Annotated in this window: 16 protein-coding genes; 7 read left to right on the top strand and 9 right to left on the bottom strand. The window is 52.8% G+C overall.

From position 1 onward, the window contains the following. Positions 1-16: 16 nt before the first annotated feature. The 3 genes from BH714_RS06890 to BH714_RS06880 are packed head-to-tail and all read right to left on the bottom strand — an operon-like array spanning position 17 to position 1,506. On the bottom strand, positions 17-535 hold the full coding sequence (locus tag BH714_RS06890; RefSeq protein WP_014169998.1) for a 2-oxo-tetronate isomerase: 519 nt from the start codon (positions 533-535) through the stop codon (positions 17-19). A gap of 11 nt (positions 536-546) precedes the next feature. Continuing rightward, entirely contained in the window at positions 547-993 is a 447-nt protein-coding gene (locus BH714_RS06885; RefSeq protein ID WP_020884195.1) for a DUF421 domain-containing protein, read from the bottom strand. Positions 994-1,002: 9 nt separating this feature from the next. After that, positions 1,003-1,506 carry a hypothetical protein gene (locus BH714_RS06880; RefSeq protein ID WP_032681048.1) on the bottom strand — a complete coding sequence of 168 codons (504 nt, stop codon included), beginning with the start codon at positions 1,504-1,506 and terminating at the stop codon, positions 1,003-1,005. Positions 1,507-1,644: 138 nt separating this feature from the next. Here BH714_RS06880 and BH714_RS06875 point away from each other — a divergent pair, with 138 nt between their 5' ends. The 4 genes from BH714_RS06875 (at position 1,645) to BH714_RS06860 (ending at position 6,757) form a co-directional block, all read left to right on the top strand. Then, complete coding sequence (locus BH714_RS06875) at positions 1,645-2,034, top strand: YdeI family stress tolerance OB fold protein (protein WP_020884197.1); 390 nt, start codon at positions 1,645-1,647, stop codon at positions 2,032-2,034. Between the two features lie 64 nt (positions 2,035-2,098). Continuing rightward, the gene (locus BH714_RS06870; RefSeq protein ID WP_032678123.1) at positions 2,099-2,983 is read left to right on the top strand and encodes an SDR family oxidoreductase; all 885 of its coding nucleotides are present in this window, start codon (positions 2,099-2,101) and stop codon (positions 2,981-2,983) included. Positions 2,984-3,169: 186 nt separating this feature from the next. Further along, positions 3,170-4,093, top strand: a complete 924-nt coding sequence (locus tag BH714_RS06865) for a LysR substrate-binding domain-containing protein (RefSeq protein WP_014169993.1) — start codon at positions 3,170-3,172, stop codon at positions 4,091-4,093. A gap of 282 nt (positions 4,094-4,375) precedes the next feature. Further along, entirely contained in the window at positions 4,376-6,757 is a 2,382-nt protein-coding gene (locus tag BH714_RS06860; RefSeq protein WP_040017438.1) for a glucose/quinate/shikimate family membrane-bound PQQ-dependent dehydrogenase, read from the top strand. Between the two features lie 56 nt (positions 6,758-6,813). Here BH714_RS06860 and BH714_RS06855 read toward each other — a convergent pair whose 3' ends face one another. The 3 genes from BH714_RS06855 to BH714_RS06845 all read right to left on the bottom strand — a co-directional run bounded on the left by BH714_RS06855 (position 6,814) and on the right by BH714_RS06845 (position 10,094). Further along, complete coding sequence (locus tag BH714_RS06855) at positions 6,814-8,505, bottom strand: methyl-accepting chemotaxis protein (RefSeq protein WP_020884200.1); 1,692 nt, start codon at positions 8,503-8,505, stop codon at positions 6,814-6,816. A 161-nt stretch (positions 8,506-8,666) separates the two neighbouring features. Beyond that, a complete protein-coding gene (locus BH714_RS06850) occupies positions 8,667-9,785 on the bottom strand; it encodes an S-(hydroxymethyl)glutathione dehydrogenase/class III alcohol dehydrogenase (protein WP_040017433.1) in 1,119 nt (372 codons plus the stop codon). A gap of 33 nt (positions 9,786-9,818) precedes the next feature. Further along, positions 9,819-10,094: a metal/formaldehyde-sensitive transcriptional repressor gene (locus BH714_RS06845; RefSeq protein WP_014169989.1), complete on the bottom strand. Its 276-nt coding sequence runs from the start codon at positions 10,092-10,094 to the stop codon at positions 9,819-9,821. An 898-nt stretch (positions 10,095-10,992) separates the two neighbouring features. On the opposite strand from BH714_RS06845, the gene BH714_RS06840 reads away from it, so the two are divergent. Beyond that, positions 10,993-11,661 carry an epoxyqueuosine reductase QueH gene (locus BH714_RS06840; RefSeq protein WP_020884202.1) on the top strand — a complete coding sequence of 223 codons (669 nt, stop codon included), beginning with the start codon at positions 10,993-10,995 and terminating at the stop codon, positions 11,659-11,661. 119 nt (positions 11,662-11,780) lie between these two features. After that, complete coding sequence (locus BH714_RS06835; protein ID WP_014169987.1) at positions 11,781-12,053, top strand: ElaB/YgaM/YqjD family protein; 273 nt, start codon at positions 11,781-11,783, stop codon at positions 12,051-12,053. A gap of 32 nt (positions 12,054-12,085) precedes the next feature. Here BH714_RS06835 and BH714_RS06830 read toward each other — a convergent pair whose 3' ends face one another. Further along, positions 12,086-13,549 (bottom strand): EAL domain-containing protein, encoded by a 1,464-nt coding sequence (locus BH714_RS06830; RefSeq protein WP_040017431.1) that lies wholly within the window; start codon positions 13,547-13,549, stop codon positions 12,086-12,088. 290 nt (positions 13,550-13,839) lie between these two features. Between BH714_RS06830 and BH714_RS06825 the strand changes: the two genes are divergently transcribed. After that, positions 13,840-14,724 (top strand): MarR family transcriptional regulator, encoded by an 885-nt coding sequence (locus tag BH714_RS06825; RefSeq protein WP_014169985.1) that lies wholly within the window; start codon positions 13,840-13,842, stop codon positions 14,722-14,724. A gap of 35 nt (positions 14,725-14,759) precedes the next feature. On the opposite strand, the gene BH714_RS06820 is transcribed toward BH714_RS06825, so the two are convergent. Beyond that, positions 14,760-15,935 carry an HlyD family type I secretion periplasmic adaptor subunit gene (locus BH714_RS06820; RefSeq protein ID WP_020884204.1) on the bottom strand — a complete coding sequence of 392 codons (1,176 nt, stop codon included), beginning with the start codon at positions 15,933-15,935 and terminating at the stop codon, positions 14,760-14,762. Next, positions 15,932-18,112, bottom strand: coding sequence for a type I secretion system permease/ATPase (locus BH714_RS06815; RefSeq protein WP_040017429.1), 2,181 nt, complete (start codon positions 18,110-18,112; stop codon positions 15,932-15,934). Before BH714_RS06815 ends, BH714_RS06820 begins: the two co-directional genes overlap by 4 nt. Positions 18,113-18,151: the final 39 nt, after the last annotated feature.

Below are 18,151 nucleotides of genomic sequence, written 5' to 3'. Positions count from 1 at the left end.
GAACCTCCGCGTTAATTTACTCGTTATCCCAGCCGGATAATCTGGTCACTAATTCAGACAATGAATACTGCACCGCCTTCTCAACCACATCCTGGCAGTCGCCGGAAAACAGGACGGTACGGGTTTCCGTGTGTCCGCGAAGGTTCCAGGCGAAGCAAACGGTCCCTGCCGCCGTGCCATCGTCGCCCCCTTCTGGCCCGGCATAACCGCTGATGGCAATACTGACATCCGCCTGGGCAATCTCCAGGATCCGGGCGGCCATTTCGGTCACCGTCTGTTCACTCACGGCCGTATACCGTTCAAGGGTCTCAGGACGCACGCCCAGAATGCGCTCTTTCGCGCCGTCACTGAACACGACCAGGCCGACATCATAAAATTCGGCCGTGTTCTCTTCAGCACAAAGGGCGACGGAGAGTTTTCCGCCGGTGCAGGATTCTGCCGTGGTTAAGCGAAGCCCTAAGTCTGTCAATTTGCTCGCCACTTTTTTGGTCAGTTCGGCGACGGTATAATTGTTATCATGGTGAAGGTTGCTCATTTCGTGGCCTCTTACTTCTCAAAAGGAATGATTGAAATATGACCATTGCGCTCAAGAATGGCATATTTAATTTCACTCAGCTGCGTAACACCATTATTCTGGCGTGCCGATACCAGAATATCATCACAGGAAACGTCGACTTTTTTGAGTTTATCTGCTAACGGCACGCCGTTCTCAACCAATATCACCGGAGTACCATCAAGAATATTTTCTACCGGTGAGAAATATTTTTTCATTATCCCAAAGATAATATCCACTACCACCAGCGTGGTAATGGTAATCATTGCGCCGGTGACCGAAAAATCTTCCCCGAGCAGCGCCTGTTGCGTCGCCTCACTGATAATTAACAGGAGAATCAGATCAAAGCTGGTCATCTGCAGCAAAGCGCGCCGCCCGGCAACTTTAAATACCACGACGAGGAACAGATAAATAGCCAGCGCACGAAAGACCATATCCATATCAGCCTCCTACGGGTAAATTAATTGCCAGAAAGGGATTTCCGGCTCGTTGTTTATGCGAACGACATTGTCCCATTTACCTGCGCGTGCAGGGGTCGTGAAAAGTAAGACAGAGAAGTTGTCGGACATTTTCAGGTTGTTATAAACAAAAAAGAGCGTATTCCCGCGACTGAACATGCTGTCCGGTTGCGGCCAAACGCTTCCTGGCTCGTAAACATCGTTGCTCTCGCTGGTCACACTCAGGGTGTATTTCCCTTCTGTTCTGACCGGGAATGAAAGGTGGATCTTCGACTCCGTCTGGCGTCGGCCAAAGCGTTCGTAGTTGATGGTCAGCGACTTTGCCGAGTTTGTTCTTTGCGTATCACTCACCACACCGCTTGAAAAGAAGCCCGCTATCGCCGCAACGATAATGGCCAGCAGGACAATAAAACCCACCTGACGAAATCCATATTCAAACGTCAGCAATCGGTAATTCTCATCTATCCCAGGTAGCTTATCACTTTGACGCTTCATGGCGGCTATCACCGTTTCGCTTATTAACCGATATTTTTGATTTCAAAAGCGAATGTTTTTAAGACTTATCACATTTGCCACATAAAGGAATAGCAACAATACTTAATAAGTCAAGACACACAAAATGAAGGATATCAGATGAAATTATCGCTTATTTCCGCTTTTTTGATATTTCTGGTACCGGCCGCATGGGCAGATAATAACGGCGGGTTACAAAAAGGTGAAGCACCGCCACCGCCGCACGCACTGGATAGCGGTTATCGTGGAACCGATGACGCACGAATTATGACCATCGATCATGCAAAAGAAATGCATGATGGTGCGACTATTTCATTACGCGGAAACCTTATTGACGGCAGCGGCGATAAGTTTGTATTCCAGGATAAAACCGGAAAAATAGACGTTATTATTCCCCAGGCAGTATTCGACGGCAGAACAGTAAAACCCGATCAGATGATCAGTATCAACGGATCGCTTGATAAGAAATCATCGCCGCCTGTCGTGCGCGTCGATCATTTGCAGAAATAATTCAGCGAAGCGTTAACGCTGCAACTATCCATCAAATCTCACCCCTTGGCTTAAGGAGTCAGCTATGAGTGATACTACACAACGTCAGAACGCTTACCCGCAACCCCCTTTCCCGGAGCAACCGCAAACGCCGCCGGGACTGGCATCAGAAATGCAACCCGTACCCGACCACGGGGAAACGAGCTATAAAGGGCATGGCCGCCTTGCCGGCAAGAAAGCATTGATCACCGGAGGTGACTCCGGTATTGGTCGCGCAGTCGCGATCGCTTACGCCCGTGAAGGGGCTGACGTCGCAATCAACTATCTGCCTGAAGAAGAGAAAGACGCGGTTGACGTCATTGAGCTTATCAAAGCGGAAGGACGCATTGCCGTCGCGCTGCCGGGTGACATACGTGACGAGACGTTCTGCCAGAAGCTGGTAGAAGAGGCGGTGGCCAAACTGGGGGGACTGGACATTCTGGTGAATAACGCCGGTCGTCAGCAATACCGGGAATCCCTTGAAGAGCTCACCACGGAAGATTTTGACGCGACCTTCAAAACCAATGTCTATGCGCCTTTCTGGATAACCAAAGCGGCGCTGCGCCATCTGAAACCGTCGGCCTCTATCATTAATACCTCCTCGGTCCAGGCGGTTAAGCCCAGCCCTGTGCTGCTGGATTATGCCCAGACAAAAGCCTGTCTGGCGGTATTCACCAAATCCTTAGCGAAACAGCTTGGTCCAAAAGGAATACGCGTCAACGCGGTTGCCCCGGGCCCTTACTGGACGGTGCTGCAATCCAGCGGCGGCCAGCCGATGGAAAAAGTGAAAGAGTTTGGTGGTGATACCCCGCTGGGGCGTCCGGGTCAACCTGTTGAAATCGCACCGCTCTATGTCACGCTGGCCTCGGATGAATGCTCATTTACCTCCGGTCAGGTATGGTGCTCTGATGGCGGTGATGGCGTGATTTAACCCGGCTATACACTGACGTAACGCTCTCAATGTGCTCGAAAAGAACAAGGACGTTCTTCCTCTCCCCCCTGCCAAAAAACATGTTGTAACTCAAACAGATCAAATGTTAAAAATATTTTGCTATCAAGTTATCAAAATTAAACAACTTAGCTTGTCACCCGCATCGCTCTGTTTTTAACATCGCCTATGGAAAAAAATGGTCTGTTCAGTCAGCGCATACGCTTGCGCCATTTGCATACATTTGTGGCCGTCGCTCAACAGGGAACGCTGGGGCGAGCGGCTGAAACTCTCAACCTAAGCCAGCCTGCGCTCTCCAAAACGCTGAACGAGCTGGAACAACTCACCGGAACCCGTCTCTTCGACCGCGGTAGGCTGGGGGCACAACTCACCCTCGTGGGTGAACAATTCCTGACGCACGCCGTCAAGGTGCTCGATGCGCTGAATACTGCCGGACAGTCGCTCAACCGCAAAGAGGAGCACGCCACGGAGATTGTGCGCGTGGGTGCCCTGCCAACGGCGGCGCTCGGCATTCTGCCTCCGGTCATTGGGCAGTTCCACAAACATCAGCGGCATACCACTATTCAGGTTGCCACCATGAATAACACCATGCTGCTCGCCGGGCTAAAATCCGGCGAACTGGATCTCGGTATCGGGCGCATGTCCGACCCCGAGCTTATGGGCGGGCTTAACTACGAGCTGTTGTTCCTGGAATCCCTGAAGCTGGTCGTGCGTCCCGGTCACCCCCTGCTGCAGGATACGGTGACGTTAAGCCGCGTAATGGAGTGGCCGGTGGTAGTATCCCCAAAAGGCACCGTTCCGCGTCAGAACGCTGAGACACTGCTGCAGATGCAGGGCTGCTCACTGCCTTCAGGTTGCATCGAAACGCTGTCAGCCTCGCTTTCGCGCCAGCTTACGGTGGATTATGACTACGTCTGGTTCGTTCCCTCCGGCGCGGTGAAAGATGATCTCCGCCAGGGCACGCTTACCGCACTGCCGGTGACGTCGCCAGGTGCGGGCGAACCTATCGGTATATTAACCCGCGTGGATACCCCGCTCTCCCCGGGTGCGCAGACGCTGCTCAGCGCCATCCGCAAATCCATGCCTGCCTGAGACGCCTTTACAACCTCACCCACTAACCCGTCCTGTCGACGGGTTTTTTGTTTCTGTGGTCAAAAAATGCGAAATCATCCATTAACAATTGCGTAAAACAATTTAACAGTTTTATCATAGCCGCGAATTCACCAAATGGTTCGCATGCTATTTGTTAAACAGGAATTCAACCGCACATGATGCGGATAAACCGTATAAAACCTCATCCCCCTCCGCGATTATTACCCAATTGGTACATATTCGGCACCGTTCCGCAACGCGGGGGAATTAAAGGAGACAGAAATGGCATTTGGCAGCGCGCCACGTGGGATACCCCGTATCCTGCAGTGGCTCCTTGCCGGACTGATGACGCTCATCGGTCTGGCTGTTGGCGGCTTAGGTTTAAAGCTTGTTACCGTAGGCGGAAGTGGGTACTTCCTGATCATGGGCGTGGCGATGGTGATTGCCGCCGTCCTGATTTTCATCAACCGCGCCAGCGGGATCGTCCTCTATGGCATCGCGTTTATTGCCTCGCTGTTCTGGGCCGTCAGCGATGCCGGATGGGATTTCTGGCCGCTCTTCTCGCGCCTCTTTACGTTTGCCGTGCTGGCCTTCCTCTGTGCCATCGTCTGGCCGTTTATGCGCGCAGCAAACCACAACGCCCCGAATAAAGCACCGGCGTTTGGCGTCGCGGCCGTTCTGGCGGTCGTGATGCTGGTGAGCCTCGGCTGGATGTTCAAGCCGCAAACGCTGGTGGCGGCGAATGAGCCGGTACCGGTAAAACCGGTCGCACCGGGTCAGGAGCAGAAAAACTGGGCGCACTGGGGCAATACCACCCACGGTGACCGCTTCGCCGCCCTCGATCAAATTAACAAACAAAACGTGAACGATCTGAAGGTGGCCTGGGTTGCCCACACGGGGGATATTCCTCAGAGCAACGGCTCCGGTGCGGAAGATCAGAACACCCCATTGCAAATTGGCGACACGCTGTATGTCTGTACGCCGTACAGTAAAGTCCTGGCGCTGGACGTCGACTCCGGTAAAGAAAAATGGCGTTACGACGCGAAAGCCTCGGCACCGAACTGGCAGCGTTGCCGCGGTCTGGGCTATTTTGAAGACCACAGCAGCGTGACAACGTCACAGGGAGATACACAACCTGCGGCATGCCCTCGTCGTCTGTTCCTGCCGACCACCGATGCGCGACTGATAGCCATCAATGCAGATAACGGCAAGGTCTGTGAAGACTTTGGCAATCGTGGCACCGTTGACCTGAGCATCGGGATGGGGGAAATCAAGCCGGGTTACTATCAGCAGACCTCCACGCCGCTGGTCGCGGGGAATGTGGTGGTGGTTGGCGGTCGTATCGCGGATAACTTCTCCATCGGCGAACCGCCGGGCGTCGTGCGTGCGTATGACGTTCATGCCGGCAAGCTGGCATGGGCATGGGATCCAGGTAATCCGCAGCTGACCGGCCTTCCACCGGAAGGACAGACCTATACACGCGGCACGCCGAACGTCTGGTCTGCCATGTCTTACGATGCAAAACTGAACCTGATCTATCTGCCAACCGGCAACGCCACGCCAGATTTCTGGGCGGGTGAGCGTACGGCGCTGGATGACAAGTACAGCTCCTCCATCGTGGCGGTGGACGCCGCCACCGGTCAGGTGCGCTGGCATTTCCAGACCACCCACCACGACCTGTGGGACTTTGATCTCCCTTCCCAGCCGCTGCTGTACGATTTACCCGACGGTAAAGGTGGCACCACGCCGGTGCTGGTGCAGACCAGCAAGCAGGGCATGATCTTTATGCTCAACCGCGAAACCGGCAAGCCCGTGGCGAAAGTGGAAGAGCGCCCGGTACCGGCCGGTAACGTTGAAGGTGAGCGTTACTCCCCGACCCAACCGTACTCTGTTGGCATGCCGATGATTGGCAACCAGACGCTGACCGAATCGGATATGTGGGGGGCGACACCAGTAGACCTGCTGCTGTGCCGCATTCAGTTTAAAGAGATGCGTCACCAGGGCGTCTTCACCCCACCTGGTCTCGACCGTTCCCTGCAGTTCCCGGGTTCCCTTGGCGGGATGAACTGGGGCAGCGTCTCAATCGACCCGAACAACAGCCTGATGTTCGTTAACGATATGCGCCTGGGACTGGCAAACTACATGGTACCGCGTGCCAACGTGGCGAAAAACGCCAGCGGCATTGAGATGGGTATTGTGCCTATGGACGGTACACCGTTCGGGGCTATGCGTGAACGCTTCCTGTCGCCGTTGGGCATTCCGTGTCAGAAGCCACCGTTTGGCACCATGTCAGCCGTTGACCTGAAATCAGGCAAGCTGGTGTGGCAGGTTCCGGTCGGTACGGTGGAAGATACTGGCCCGCTTGGCATTCGCATGCATATGCCGATCCCAATCGGTATGCCGACCCTGGGCGCGTCCCTCGCTACCCAGTCCGGTCTGCTGTTCTTTGCCGGCACCCAGGATTTCTACCTGCGCGCGTTTGATACCGCCACCGGAAAAGAGATCTGGAAAGACCGTCTGCCGGTCGGTAGCCAGTCCGGACCGATGACCTATGTTTCACCGAAAACCGGTAAACAGTACATCATCATCAACGCGGGGGGTGCCCGTCAGTCGCCGGATCGCGGTGATTACGTGATTGCCTACGCGCTGCCGGATAAGCAGTAACGCAATAAAAAAGGGACCTGACGGTCCCTTTTTTTTCACCCGTTTACCCGGATGACTCAGAACGTTTCCCAGTTATCACCCGACACCGCAGGCGCAGGACGTAAAGGTGCGTTTTTCGCCGCTGGCGCAGACGAGACCGGCCGGCCAGGCTTTGCGCCACTCAGACGAAATGCCCCGACTGCCTCGGTCAGGCGTGCGCCCTGTTCTTCCAGGGAGGCCGCCGCCGCAGAGGCTTCTTCCACCAGCGAGGCGTTCTGCTGCGTCACTTTGTCCATCTCCGAAATCGCCTGGCTGACCTGCTCGATACCGCGGCTCTGTTCGTCGGAGGCGGCGGCAATTTCCAGCATAATATCGGTGACGCGTTTCACCGCATCGACGATGTCGTTCATGGTGTTGCCCGCGGCGACCACTTCACCGGAACCCTGATCGATCAGGGAAACCGACTCGTTGATCAGGCTTTCAATCTCTTTCGCGGCATTTGCACTTCGGCTCGCCAGGGTACGCACTTCGCTCGCCACCACCGCAAAGCCGCGTCCTTGTTCACCCGCACGCGCTGCTTCTACTGCCGCATTGAGCGCCAGGATATTGGTCTGGAACGCAATGCTGTTAATTACCGCAGTAATCTCAGAGATCTTCTTCGAGCTGGTGGAGATATTGCTCATCGTTTTCACCACGCCGGAGACCATCTGGCCGCCACGGCTGGCTTTACCGGAGGCATCTTCCGCCAGCTTGCTGGCATGGTGCGCGTTATCGGCATTCTGTTTCACCGTCGCGGTCAGCTGTTCCATACTTGCGGCAGTCTGCTCAATGGCGGCCGCCTGCTGTTCGGTACGGGATGAGAGATCGGTGTTGCCAGCCGAGATTTCACTGGTTCCGCGATAGATCTCTTCCGCCCCCTGGCGTACGGTGCCGACCGTGGTCTCCAGCGAGTGCTGCATGGTTTGCAGGTCGCGCGTCAGTCGGCCAATTTCGCTGCGCCCGGCGACATCATCCGGCATCGTCAGGTCGCCTTTCGCAATGTTCTCGATTCGCGTAGCAGCACGCTGAAGCGGATTGATGACCGTGCGGCGCAGCACGATAAAGGTCAGCGCGGTCAACACCAGCGCCAGGGCAAACGCCCCGACCATAAACATCAGGCCCAGCTGCGTGCGGCTGTGCGCCTGCGCCGTCAGGGCATTGGCCCGGTCGGTACGGATCTTAATCGCCTTCAGCAGGACGGCGTTATAGGCGTCATCCAGCGGGCGCGCGGATTCGTTTTCATGGTTAATGATCGCTTCAAACATGCCGTTTTTGGCAAATTTAACCATCGGCTGAAGGCCCGCGATATAGGCGTCAAAGCGTGTTTTCAGTTCGGCATCCAGTGCTTCATCCTCCGCCGTACGAACGGGGCGGTTCATGTACGCATTAAAGCCATCCTGAGACTGCTTAATACGTTTTTCCGCCTCGCTGATGTTCTGCTTCATTGCATCCATCTCAGCGATACGGCTGGCCGCGCCAGCGTGGATCATATTGATACGCGCGGTGCGAAGATGGTTAGAACTGTTCGACAGCCCCATACGCACCTGAATTTCTGATGTGACATCCTGCTGATCGGCGTCTGCCTGCAGCAGGAAATAGCCCGCCAGACCTGAGCTCAAGGCGAACAGCAAAATAATGCCACCGAGAATGGAGGAAAACAGCGGAACCAGCCTGATATGATGCAAAAAGCTCAGCGTGCGCTGCGCCTGCACCGTTGTTGTGTTGTCCATGACCGTCGACTCTCTTGTAGGTAAGATGCGTAAAAACACGCCTGTAAAATAGTCATCGGCACGGCTGGAGATTAGCTTACGGCTAAAAGCGCAAGGCAGGTCACACTTTAGAGAAGATTATGCAGGAAACGCCAGCGGCAAAAAAACCGCTGGCAGAAGAGTTACTTGTCGCCGAAGTGAATCACGGTACGGATGGACTTACCTTCGTGCATCAAATCGAACGCGTCGTTGATTTGGTCCAGCGGCAGGCGATGGGTAATGAACGGGTCGAGCTGAATTTTCCCGACCATTGCATCTTCCACCATGCCCGGAAGCTGGGTGCGCCCTTTCACGCCGCCAAACGCTGAACCACGCCACACTCGGCCGGTCACCAGCTGGAATGGACGGGTTTTGATCTCCTGGCCCGCACCGGCAACGCCAATGATGATGCTCTCACCCCAGCCTTTGTGGCAGCATTCAAGCGCGGAACGCATCACGTTAACGTTACCGATACATTCGAAGCTGAAGTCAACGCCGCCATCGGTCATCTCAACGATCACATCCTGAACCGGCTTATCGTAGTCTTTCGGGTTCACGAAATCAGTGGCACCCATTTCGCCTGCCAGTGTGAATTTCTCCGGGTTAGTATCGACAGCGATAATACGACCCGCCTTCGCCTGCACCGCCCCCTGGATAACCGCCAGACCGATACCGCCCAGACCGAACACCGCAACGGTGTCGCCCTCTTTCACTTTTGCGGTGTTATGCACCGCGCCAATCCCGGTGGTCACGCCGCAGCCCAGCAGGCAAACTTTATCCAGCGGCGCCTGTGGGTTCACTTTCGCCAGCGAAATTTCCGCACACACGGTGTATTCGCTGAAGGTACTGGTGCCCATGTAGTGATAGATCGGTTCACCGTTATAGGAGAAGCGAGTGGTACCGTCTGGCATCAGACCTTTACCCTGAGTAGCGCGAACCGCCTGGCAGAGGTTAGTTTTGCCGGATTTACAGAACTTACACTCACCACATTCTGCCGTGTACAGCGGAATCACATGGTCACCCGGTTTCAGGCTGGTCACGCCCTCGCCGACTTCCACCACAATCCCGCCGCCTTCGTGGCCGAGTACCGCCGGGAACACGCCTTCAGGATCGTCACCCGAAAGGGTAAACGCATCGGTATGACACACGCCGGTATGGGTAATTTTGATCAGGACTTCGCCTTTCTTCGGCGGAGCCACGTCGATTTCAACGATTTTGAGCGGCTGGCCGGGGCCAAATGCGACAGCAGCGCGAGATTTCATAATGTCTCTTCCCTTATTGTGAGGTCTGTGGGTTTATTTTAGATAAGAGCGCAGCAAATGGCCGACTTCTGCCATGCGAACGGCCCGCTGGTCCGGCGTTGTTTCCCCGGTCACCAGCTCATCTTTGAGGTGAATTTCAACCATTTCGCCCATCAGCCCATTCGCAGCACCGCGCACGGCGGCAATTTGCTGCAGGATGGCCAGACAGGGGTCGCCCGATTCCAGTGCACGCTCAAGAGCATCAACCTGCCCTCGAATGCGGCGGACGCGCGTCAGAATACGTTTTTTATCTGCGGGTGAATGCGGCATACGCCCTCCTGATACTATAGGGGGGTATTGTATCTTTGAAAGCAGCTTTATGTAAACATTAGGTTTGACGTGGTTATCGTGTAGTTAGCTGAGAGGGTAAAAGGCTCTTTCGGATATAAAGTAACTTTATACTCATTCCATTACCTATTTTTCTAAAATATTCAGTATGTTACATGTCTACACCCCCTTATTCTTAGCCAATTGATAGGTACAACGTCGCACCAGGCACGCGAGCCCTGTTGCTGAGCAAACAAGGGACTGTAGCCATCACATCCCGCTCATTCATCACAATAAAAAAGGCCACCGAATGGCAGCCCTGGTCGCTAGGTATTTATCAATATCGTTTCATGGTGCCGACTGGCGTCCTTTCTGACCAATCAGGCCTCTCGCCAGCCATGATCGCACGCTGTTGGGATGGCGTCACAGACTGGGTTATCTCTGGCATTGCCTTGTATTCAGGTTTTTGAGGTGGGCTGAGAACCAGATCGGAACTACAACCTGTCAGCAAAAAAATCGCAAGAAGAGAGGAATTAAACTTGTGCACTCTATACCCTTCCAATGGGATAAAAAATTAAAGAAAGAATCGTGGTGTCGGGTGCATTCCAGTGACTCTTCCCAGATAAGCAAAGACGCGAGCATACCTGCGGACAGCAGTAGTCTGGAACGCCCTCTCTTGTGAGAGGATTCACCACAGAAATAAATTATGTCGAATTTATTCCTTCGGTCAATGCATGATTGCTGCGAGTCGTCGCAGGATCGGGGGAATACGAGGTGACGTGATCGGAGCCATAGAAAAGAAACGTGTATGTTTATGTTCGCCGGGGTTTGCCCTGAACGTTCACTTTCTTCAATTACAGGACTACAATTCAATAAATTTCATTCACATAGAGTTGATACGATGAGTACAACCCCCTTTATCCGCCCTCAACTTACCCTGCCAGACGGTGCCGACAAACTGCTGCTGCACTCCTGCTGCGCACCCTGCTCGGGAGAAGTGATGGAAGCCATCCAGGCCTCGGGAATTGATTACACCATATTTTTCTATAACCCCAATATTCATCCACAAAAGGAATACCTCATCCGTAAGGAGGAGAATATTCGCTTTGCGGAAAAACATGGCGTGCCGTTTGTCGATGCCGATTACGACACCGATAACTGGTTTGAACGCGCTAAGGGCATGGAATGGGAACCCGAGCGCGGCATCCGCTGCACCATGTGCTTCGATATGCGTTTCGAACGCACGGCGTTGTATGCGGCAGAAAATGGTTTTCGCGTCATCAGTAGTTCATTAGGGATCTCCCGCTGGAAGAATATGCAGCAGATAAATGACTGCGGCCAGCGTGCGGCAGCGCGCTATCCGGGGATGGTCTACTGGGACTACAACTGGCGCAAACAGGGTGGTTCCTCGCGCATGATTGAGATAAGCAAGCGAGAACAGTTTTACCAGCAGGAATATTGCGGGTGCGTGTATTCGCTCAGGGACAGTAACCTGCACCGCAAGTCTCAGGGCCGCCCGCTTATCCGGATTGGGAAACTGTATTACGGTCAGGATGAGAATGAGAAATAAAGGGTTTGTGGCATAGAGATATATCCGAAAACAGGAGGATTTTGTGCCAAATTCCGCCCTGCTTCCCTTAAAACGCAAAAGAGAGGCTATCCTTATACTATCAACACAAGGAGGCAAAAATGACTGATTTCAATACTGATAAAAATACACAGTTTGCAGAAGACAAAGCGAAAAATAAACTCGATGAACTGGCAGGCTCAGCCCAGCAGCAGTTTGGCGATTTCGTTGACTCCCCTAAGCATCAGGTTAAAGGTGCTGCCAAGAAATATGCCGCACAGGCCAGCGACGCCGTTTCCGATGTCACTGAAGCGGTGAGAAACAATCCCCTGACGGGTTTAATTGCTGCGGGGGCGGTAGGTATTGTTCTCGGCCTGTTACTGGGTCGAAAATAAATAAAGGCCCTTCGGGGCTTTATTTTTGCGCTTTAGCTAAACAATCTGACCATACGATCTAATTCGTCTTCTTTCACGGCCCGTGACAGATAATAGCCCTGAAAACTTTTAACCCCAAGGGCGACTAACTTCTCAAACTTCTCTTCGCTATCCACCCCTTCAGCAATACAATCCGTGCCGGTCATATCGCTGTATATCTGTATCGCTTTAATAAGATTATAATCGTTGTCATTCGCCACAAAATGCTCGACGATATCCCGGTCAAGCTTTAATCCATCAAAATGCACCTGCCTTACCGGGAACATGGTTTGATGGTTGGAAAAGCAGTCATCGAGAAACAGCCGGCACCCGGTATTGCGTAAACGCCGCATGGTTTCTGGGATCGTCCTATCCTTGGTTACATCAATATCTTCGGCAAATTCAAAGACCAGTTTGTCGGCCCACTGCGGATTGAGCAGCATCGCCACAGCCTTTTTGGCCATGTCGGGAAGTGCATTACCCGAGGCAAGACGCGGGGGGATATTGACGGAAAAATAATATTTACCGTTATATTTATTAATACCTGACACCGCAGCATGAATCACTAGCGCAGTAATTTTTAGCCATATTTCCTGGCTTGAAATATCAGTAAGAAAATTAACTGGCTTGATAATTTTACCATTATTATTCCAGCGAATGAGTATCTCAAACCCCACCCCTTTCTTATAACGATCGGTTATGATCTGATATGCAGGGAATATTTCTCTTTTTAGCAATGCATTATACACCGCCGTCTCTTTGGCAGAGAGACTTTCTTTTTGCGTTAACCGTTCCGTGCTTCCTTCGATTCTTAAGGCATGCGGATCTTTCAGCCAGCGTCGGATCTGGTGTAATTTTTTCACCCCTTCCTTACGATGGGTATAAACCGTTTTATTAGACAGCCCCATTTTTTCACACTGCTCTTTTACTGACATTCCGCGATAAAAATTTAATAAAACGCTTACCTCTCTTTCGGTTAAACCTTTTACGTTTTCCTGATAAGACAACCCCCAGTATTGGTCACGCAAAGAACGTGAGTTATCCTTAAATACGTCATTATGCATACGAAAACAGGTCATAACATCAGACACGCTGGCTATACGAATCAATGAAAGCTGGAAAGTATTATTTAAAAGATTCCCCAGAGTTCGATACAGCCAGCCATCCGGCATTTCCCCGTACAGGGTTACCTTTCGAATAACAGGAAGTTTATTTAGCACGCAAGCGAGTCGCTTCAGGCTCTCCAGCAGAGAGACCACACCTTTGCCGAGGAACACCGAGATTTGAGCATTTTGACTGATAAGGATATTTTCCAGATCCTGCCGGGAAGGTTCATCCCCCTCAAAACGAACGTGCGAAGCATCTATACCGTACTGTTTAAGCAACAGACTGTACCCCTGAAATGTGAAATGGCAGGTTGAGATGACAAATTTTTGCTCATAAAAAGCAGCATTTCTGAAAGAAATATTTTGGGTCATAACCTGCTCCTGGGCACAAAAACAAATATCCCATTTGTGAATGTAACAAAATATAAAAAACCCTGTTGTTGATAATAATTTTACAGTACACCATCAGGTTAAGAAACCGTTATCAACGTGACTAACGAGAACATCTTTGTGTTAATCACCGTCTGTATCCATATGCAGTTTAAATATAAAATTCGCATCAAATAATAACGGTAAATATGTCAATCTCAAGGTATAATGAAAAATCCGAAAGAAGACTGGATACTTCATCTATCGGCTCATTCATATAAGAGACAAACGCTATGGATAATCATATCTCATCCAGGGCCTTGCTACATCGAAGGGATGTCATTAAAAACAATCCGCGATTCAGTGAGGCAATAACAGAGCACTACACCATTAATGACGCCATCTACAAAAAACAACCTTTGTTCTACAAAACGATGCTTCAGGAATCACGGTTCAACATTATTCTTTCCATGTGTTGTTTTATCTTTGGAAATCAGGCTGAGTCAGTATCAGAAATTAAAGAATTATGTTCCCGTTATAAAATAGCCAGCCCCAACAGTGTGATTGCGATCATCACCTTGCTCAGAACCACCGGGCGCATCAAGACCTGGCGCTGCAGTGAAGACAGACGCAAAACGAGAATTGCACCGACTGAAAAGGGACTTAATGAACTTAAACGCTACATGTCCGGCGCATTTTTGCCGGTAAGTATTCTTTTCCCAAAGTTTAATATCAACGTTAATCTGCTGGATAACGACATCCTGCGAAATAACTTTTTCCGTCGCGCAGCGGAATACCTTTTCAGAGGATTAACGTTCAGAAAGGTTTTACCTGAAGTGGGATTGTTTATTGATAAAGACGGAGGGCGGATGATAATGTTATATCTTTACCTGCAGGCCATAAAAAATAAAACCGCACATGGCGCAGTAATACCTTATTCAGCCAACTTACTGGCTAAAGAATTTTTTGTTTCACGGATCCACGTCAACCGTATTATTAAATCGGCGCAAGAGGCGGGTTATCTTAAAGATCAGGGTGATGGCCAGATGTCGATTTACCCGGCGTTTATAGAACTGGTCGAAAACTATGCCGGATTATACTTCGCCTATGTGACTCACTATATCAACGTTGTTCCTAAAGAACGACGCCACGTTGTTAACGTAACGTCGACGGTATAATGTTTCTGGCGTTCGGTTTCCCGAACGCCCTTTGCTTACCGTTCCCGCAGTGCCTCTTTCGCCTTATTAAGCGGTTTCAACAGATAATCCAGAATCGTTTTGCTGCCTGTTTTAATATCAACGGTCGCAATCATCCCCGGAAACACCGGGAAGGCTTTGCCTTGTTTATTGGTCAGATGGTTACTGTCAGTGCGGATATAGACCCGATAGTAATACACATCCCTTTTCACCTCATCCTGAAGCGTATCCGGCGAAATCATGGTCACCTCGCCCTCCAGCCCACCGTAAATGGAGTAGTCATAGGCGGTCACTTTCACCAGCGCTTTTTGTCCCGGATGAATAAAGGCGACATCGCGCGGCGAGATTTTCGCTTCAATTACCATCTGGTCATCAAGCGGAACCAGGCTCATCAGCTTGCCGTTTGGCGGAATCACCCCTCCCACGGTTGTCACGTCGATATCCTTAACGATCCCGCGCACCGGCGCATTGAAGGTCAGTCTGGTCAACGAATCTTCACGCCCTTTCATCACCGAACGTTGCGCTTCAATCTCCGCGTTCGCTTTCGCCAGCTCTTCACGGGCGCGAACGTAATACTGGTTTTTCATCTCGGTGATTTTGTTCTCAAGCTCATTTTTTTGACGCTCAAGACGTAACACCTCCACCTTACTGGCTGCCCCCTGCGTCACCAGCGGACGGGTTAGCGACAGCTCACGCTGCACCAGTTCGGCCCCCTGCCGTAACCCTGCCAGCCCTTTCTCAAGACTTTCGCGACGAGACTGATACAGCGCCGTTTCCTGTTTGACCAGCTCAACGTCATCATCCAGCTCTGCCGGAAAAGCCAGTGCCGTGTCGTTCACTTCGGCCTTCAGACGCGAGGCGGTTGCCAGCGCGGCATTCAGGCGCGATTCACTTTCCAGCACGCTTGATTCGGTTTTCGTCCGGTCAAGCTGTGCCAGCTGCTGACCACGCTCAACGATGTCGCCTTCACGCACCAGCAAACTGTGAATAATGCCCCCCTCAAGGGACTGGATCACCTGCTCGTGCGAAGAGGGGATCACCTTGCCGCTACCGGTGGTGACCTCATCAAGGCTGAACAGGCTTGCCCAGGTGATAAATACCGCCAGCAGGGCGAACAGCGACCAGGCGACCCAGGTTGACCGCGGCAAGCGTGGCTCCTTCAGGCGGCTGTTGACGCGAGAGAAATCAGTCATGCTACGCCCTCCTCTGCTACTGGTGTCGGTTTCATGGTCACGGTACGCTGTGGGGCTTTTTGCGGCGCCATACCGTGCTGGCGAAGAATTGCGTCGCGCGGGCCATCCATGATCACCTTGCCGTTTTCCAGCACGATGATACGGTCAACCAGTTCCAGAATAGGCAGACGATGGGTCGCGACCACCAGCGTCCGGCGCTTGCCCAACCACGGTTTAAGGTGCTGGATAAACTGCTTCTCACTCATCTCGTCAAGCCAGGCGGTAGGTTCATCCAGCAACAAAATGTTCGGAGAGGTGATCAGAGCACGGGCCAGTAATAACGCCTGACGCTGCCCGCCGGACAGGCCCGCGCCGCCTTCGTTGATAATGTAGTTGAGCCCCATTTTCTGTTTGCGGACAAACTCCAGCGCACCACTGTTCACCAGCGCCTGATGGATTTCATCGTCGGTGGCCAGCGGGTTGCCCATCAGAATGTTGTCCCGCACGGAGCCAAAGAACAGCCGCGCCTGCTGGCTCAGCAGCTGCATGTCGCGGCGCACGTCAGCCGGGTCCAGATGGTTTAACGCGATATCATCCAGCAGAATGCTGCCCTGCTGAGGCTCCTGCATCCCTGCCAGCAGCTGCAGCAGCGTGCTTTTGCCGGAGCCATTGCGTCCGAGCACCGCCACCCGCTCACCGGCGCGAATCTGCAGTTTGCTGATGTTCAGAACGGTGAGTTTTTCTTCATCGTCGTACCAGAACCCCACCTCTTCCAGCGCATAATCCCCCCGCAGATGGGCTTTATGCACCTTCTTGCCCTGCTGAGGATCGTCAATCGGGCGCTGCATCAGATCGTCGAGTCCTTTACGCGCCACTTTCGCCGACTGCCAGCGGGAGAGCACGCCTGAAATTTGCGACAGCGGCGCGATGGTCCGCGACGCGAGAATAGAGGTCCCCACCAGCGCACCGGTGGTCATGTCCCCGCTGATAACCAGGTAACACCCCACCAGCAGCACCACGGCATACACAATCGACTGCACCTCCTGCGTCCAGGTCAGCAACAGCCCGGTCAGCCAGCGCTGCTTCATGCCGACGTTAGCGGCAACATCATTGGTGTTATTCCACTGATTCTGGAAGCGCTGTTCAGCGCGCATCAGCTTGATGTCTTCTATGCCCTGAACCGCTTCCACCAGCGTGGCGTTACGAATGGCAGACTCGCGCATCCCTTCGCTGGACAGTTTGCCCAGCGGGCGCTGGACCAGCAGGCCCGGGATAAGCAGCAGCGGTACGGCAAGCAGGACAACCAGTACCAGCGGTCCGCCAATCATCCACAAAATGAACACAAACAGCAGGAAGAATGGCAGATCGGAGATGGCCGCAATGGTGGTGGACGTGATCAGTTCACGAACCGACTCCAGCTCGCGGATCTGGGCAATAAACGACCCGGTTGACTTAGAGCGGGCTCCGTTTTTAATCCGCAGCGCGTGTGCAAAAACGCGTTCAGAAATACGCAGGTCGGCGCGTTTACCCACCACATCCGAAATGTGCACGCGCAGCATGCGCATGATGAATTCGAAAACAATGGCGATCATCACGCCGCCAAACAGTACCCACAGCGTGGCTTCCGATTGCGAGGGCACCACCCTGTCATACACCTGCATGGAAAAGACCATGCCGGAAAGGGCCAGGACGTTAGCGACCAGCGCCACCAGCATAATATCGCTGTAGCGTCGCCAGTCCTTCAGGGCCAGCTGCCAGAACCAGTTTTTCTCGTATGGTTTGATGTAATCATCCACCCGGGCATCCGGCGTGGACTCGAGCGGGCGCAGCACCAGCAGTCCTGTCAACCGTGAGCACAGCGCATCACGCGTCAGCGTCGTCTCCAGGCCGCCGTCACCGCTGAACTGCAGGCTCACGTTGCCCTCGCTGTCCATGCGGTTAATGACCGCGATTTGTCCGCCGGTAAATTCCGCAAGCAGAGGTAAACGCCACGGGTCGAGGGAGACCGCGTCGGCCGCCACCATACGCATCCCTAACCCAAGCTGGCGTGCCATCTCTTCCAGCACCAGCTGGCGTGGAGACTGGCTTTCATGGTTAATCGTGACCCGAACATGCTCTGCCGAGAAGTCCAGCCGATAGTGCTTCGCGATGATGAGCATGCCCTGCAACCAGGGTTCGTACTGTGGATGTGTCTTCATAATGTTGTGAAATCTTTTATCGCTCTTCGTTGTAGCCAC

It is taken from the genome of Enterobacter ludwigii, assembly GCF_001750725.1.
In the GTDB taxonomy this organism is placed as follows: domain Bacteria; phylum Pseudomonadota; class Gammaproteobacteria; order Enterobacterales; family Enterobacteriaceae; genus Enterobacter; species Enterobacter ludwigii.
This window is presented reverse-complemented; position numbering and strand designations above follow the sequence as displayed.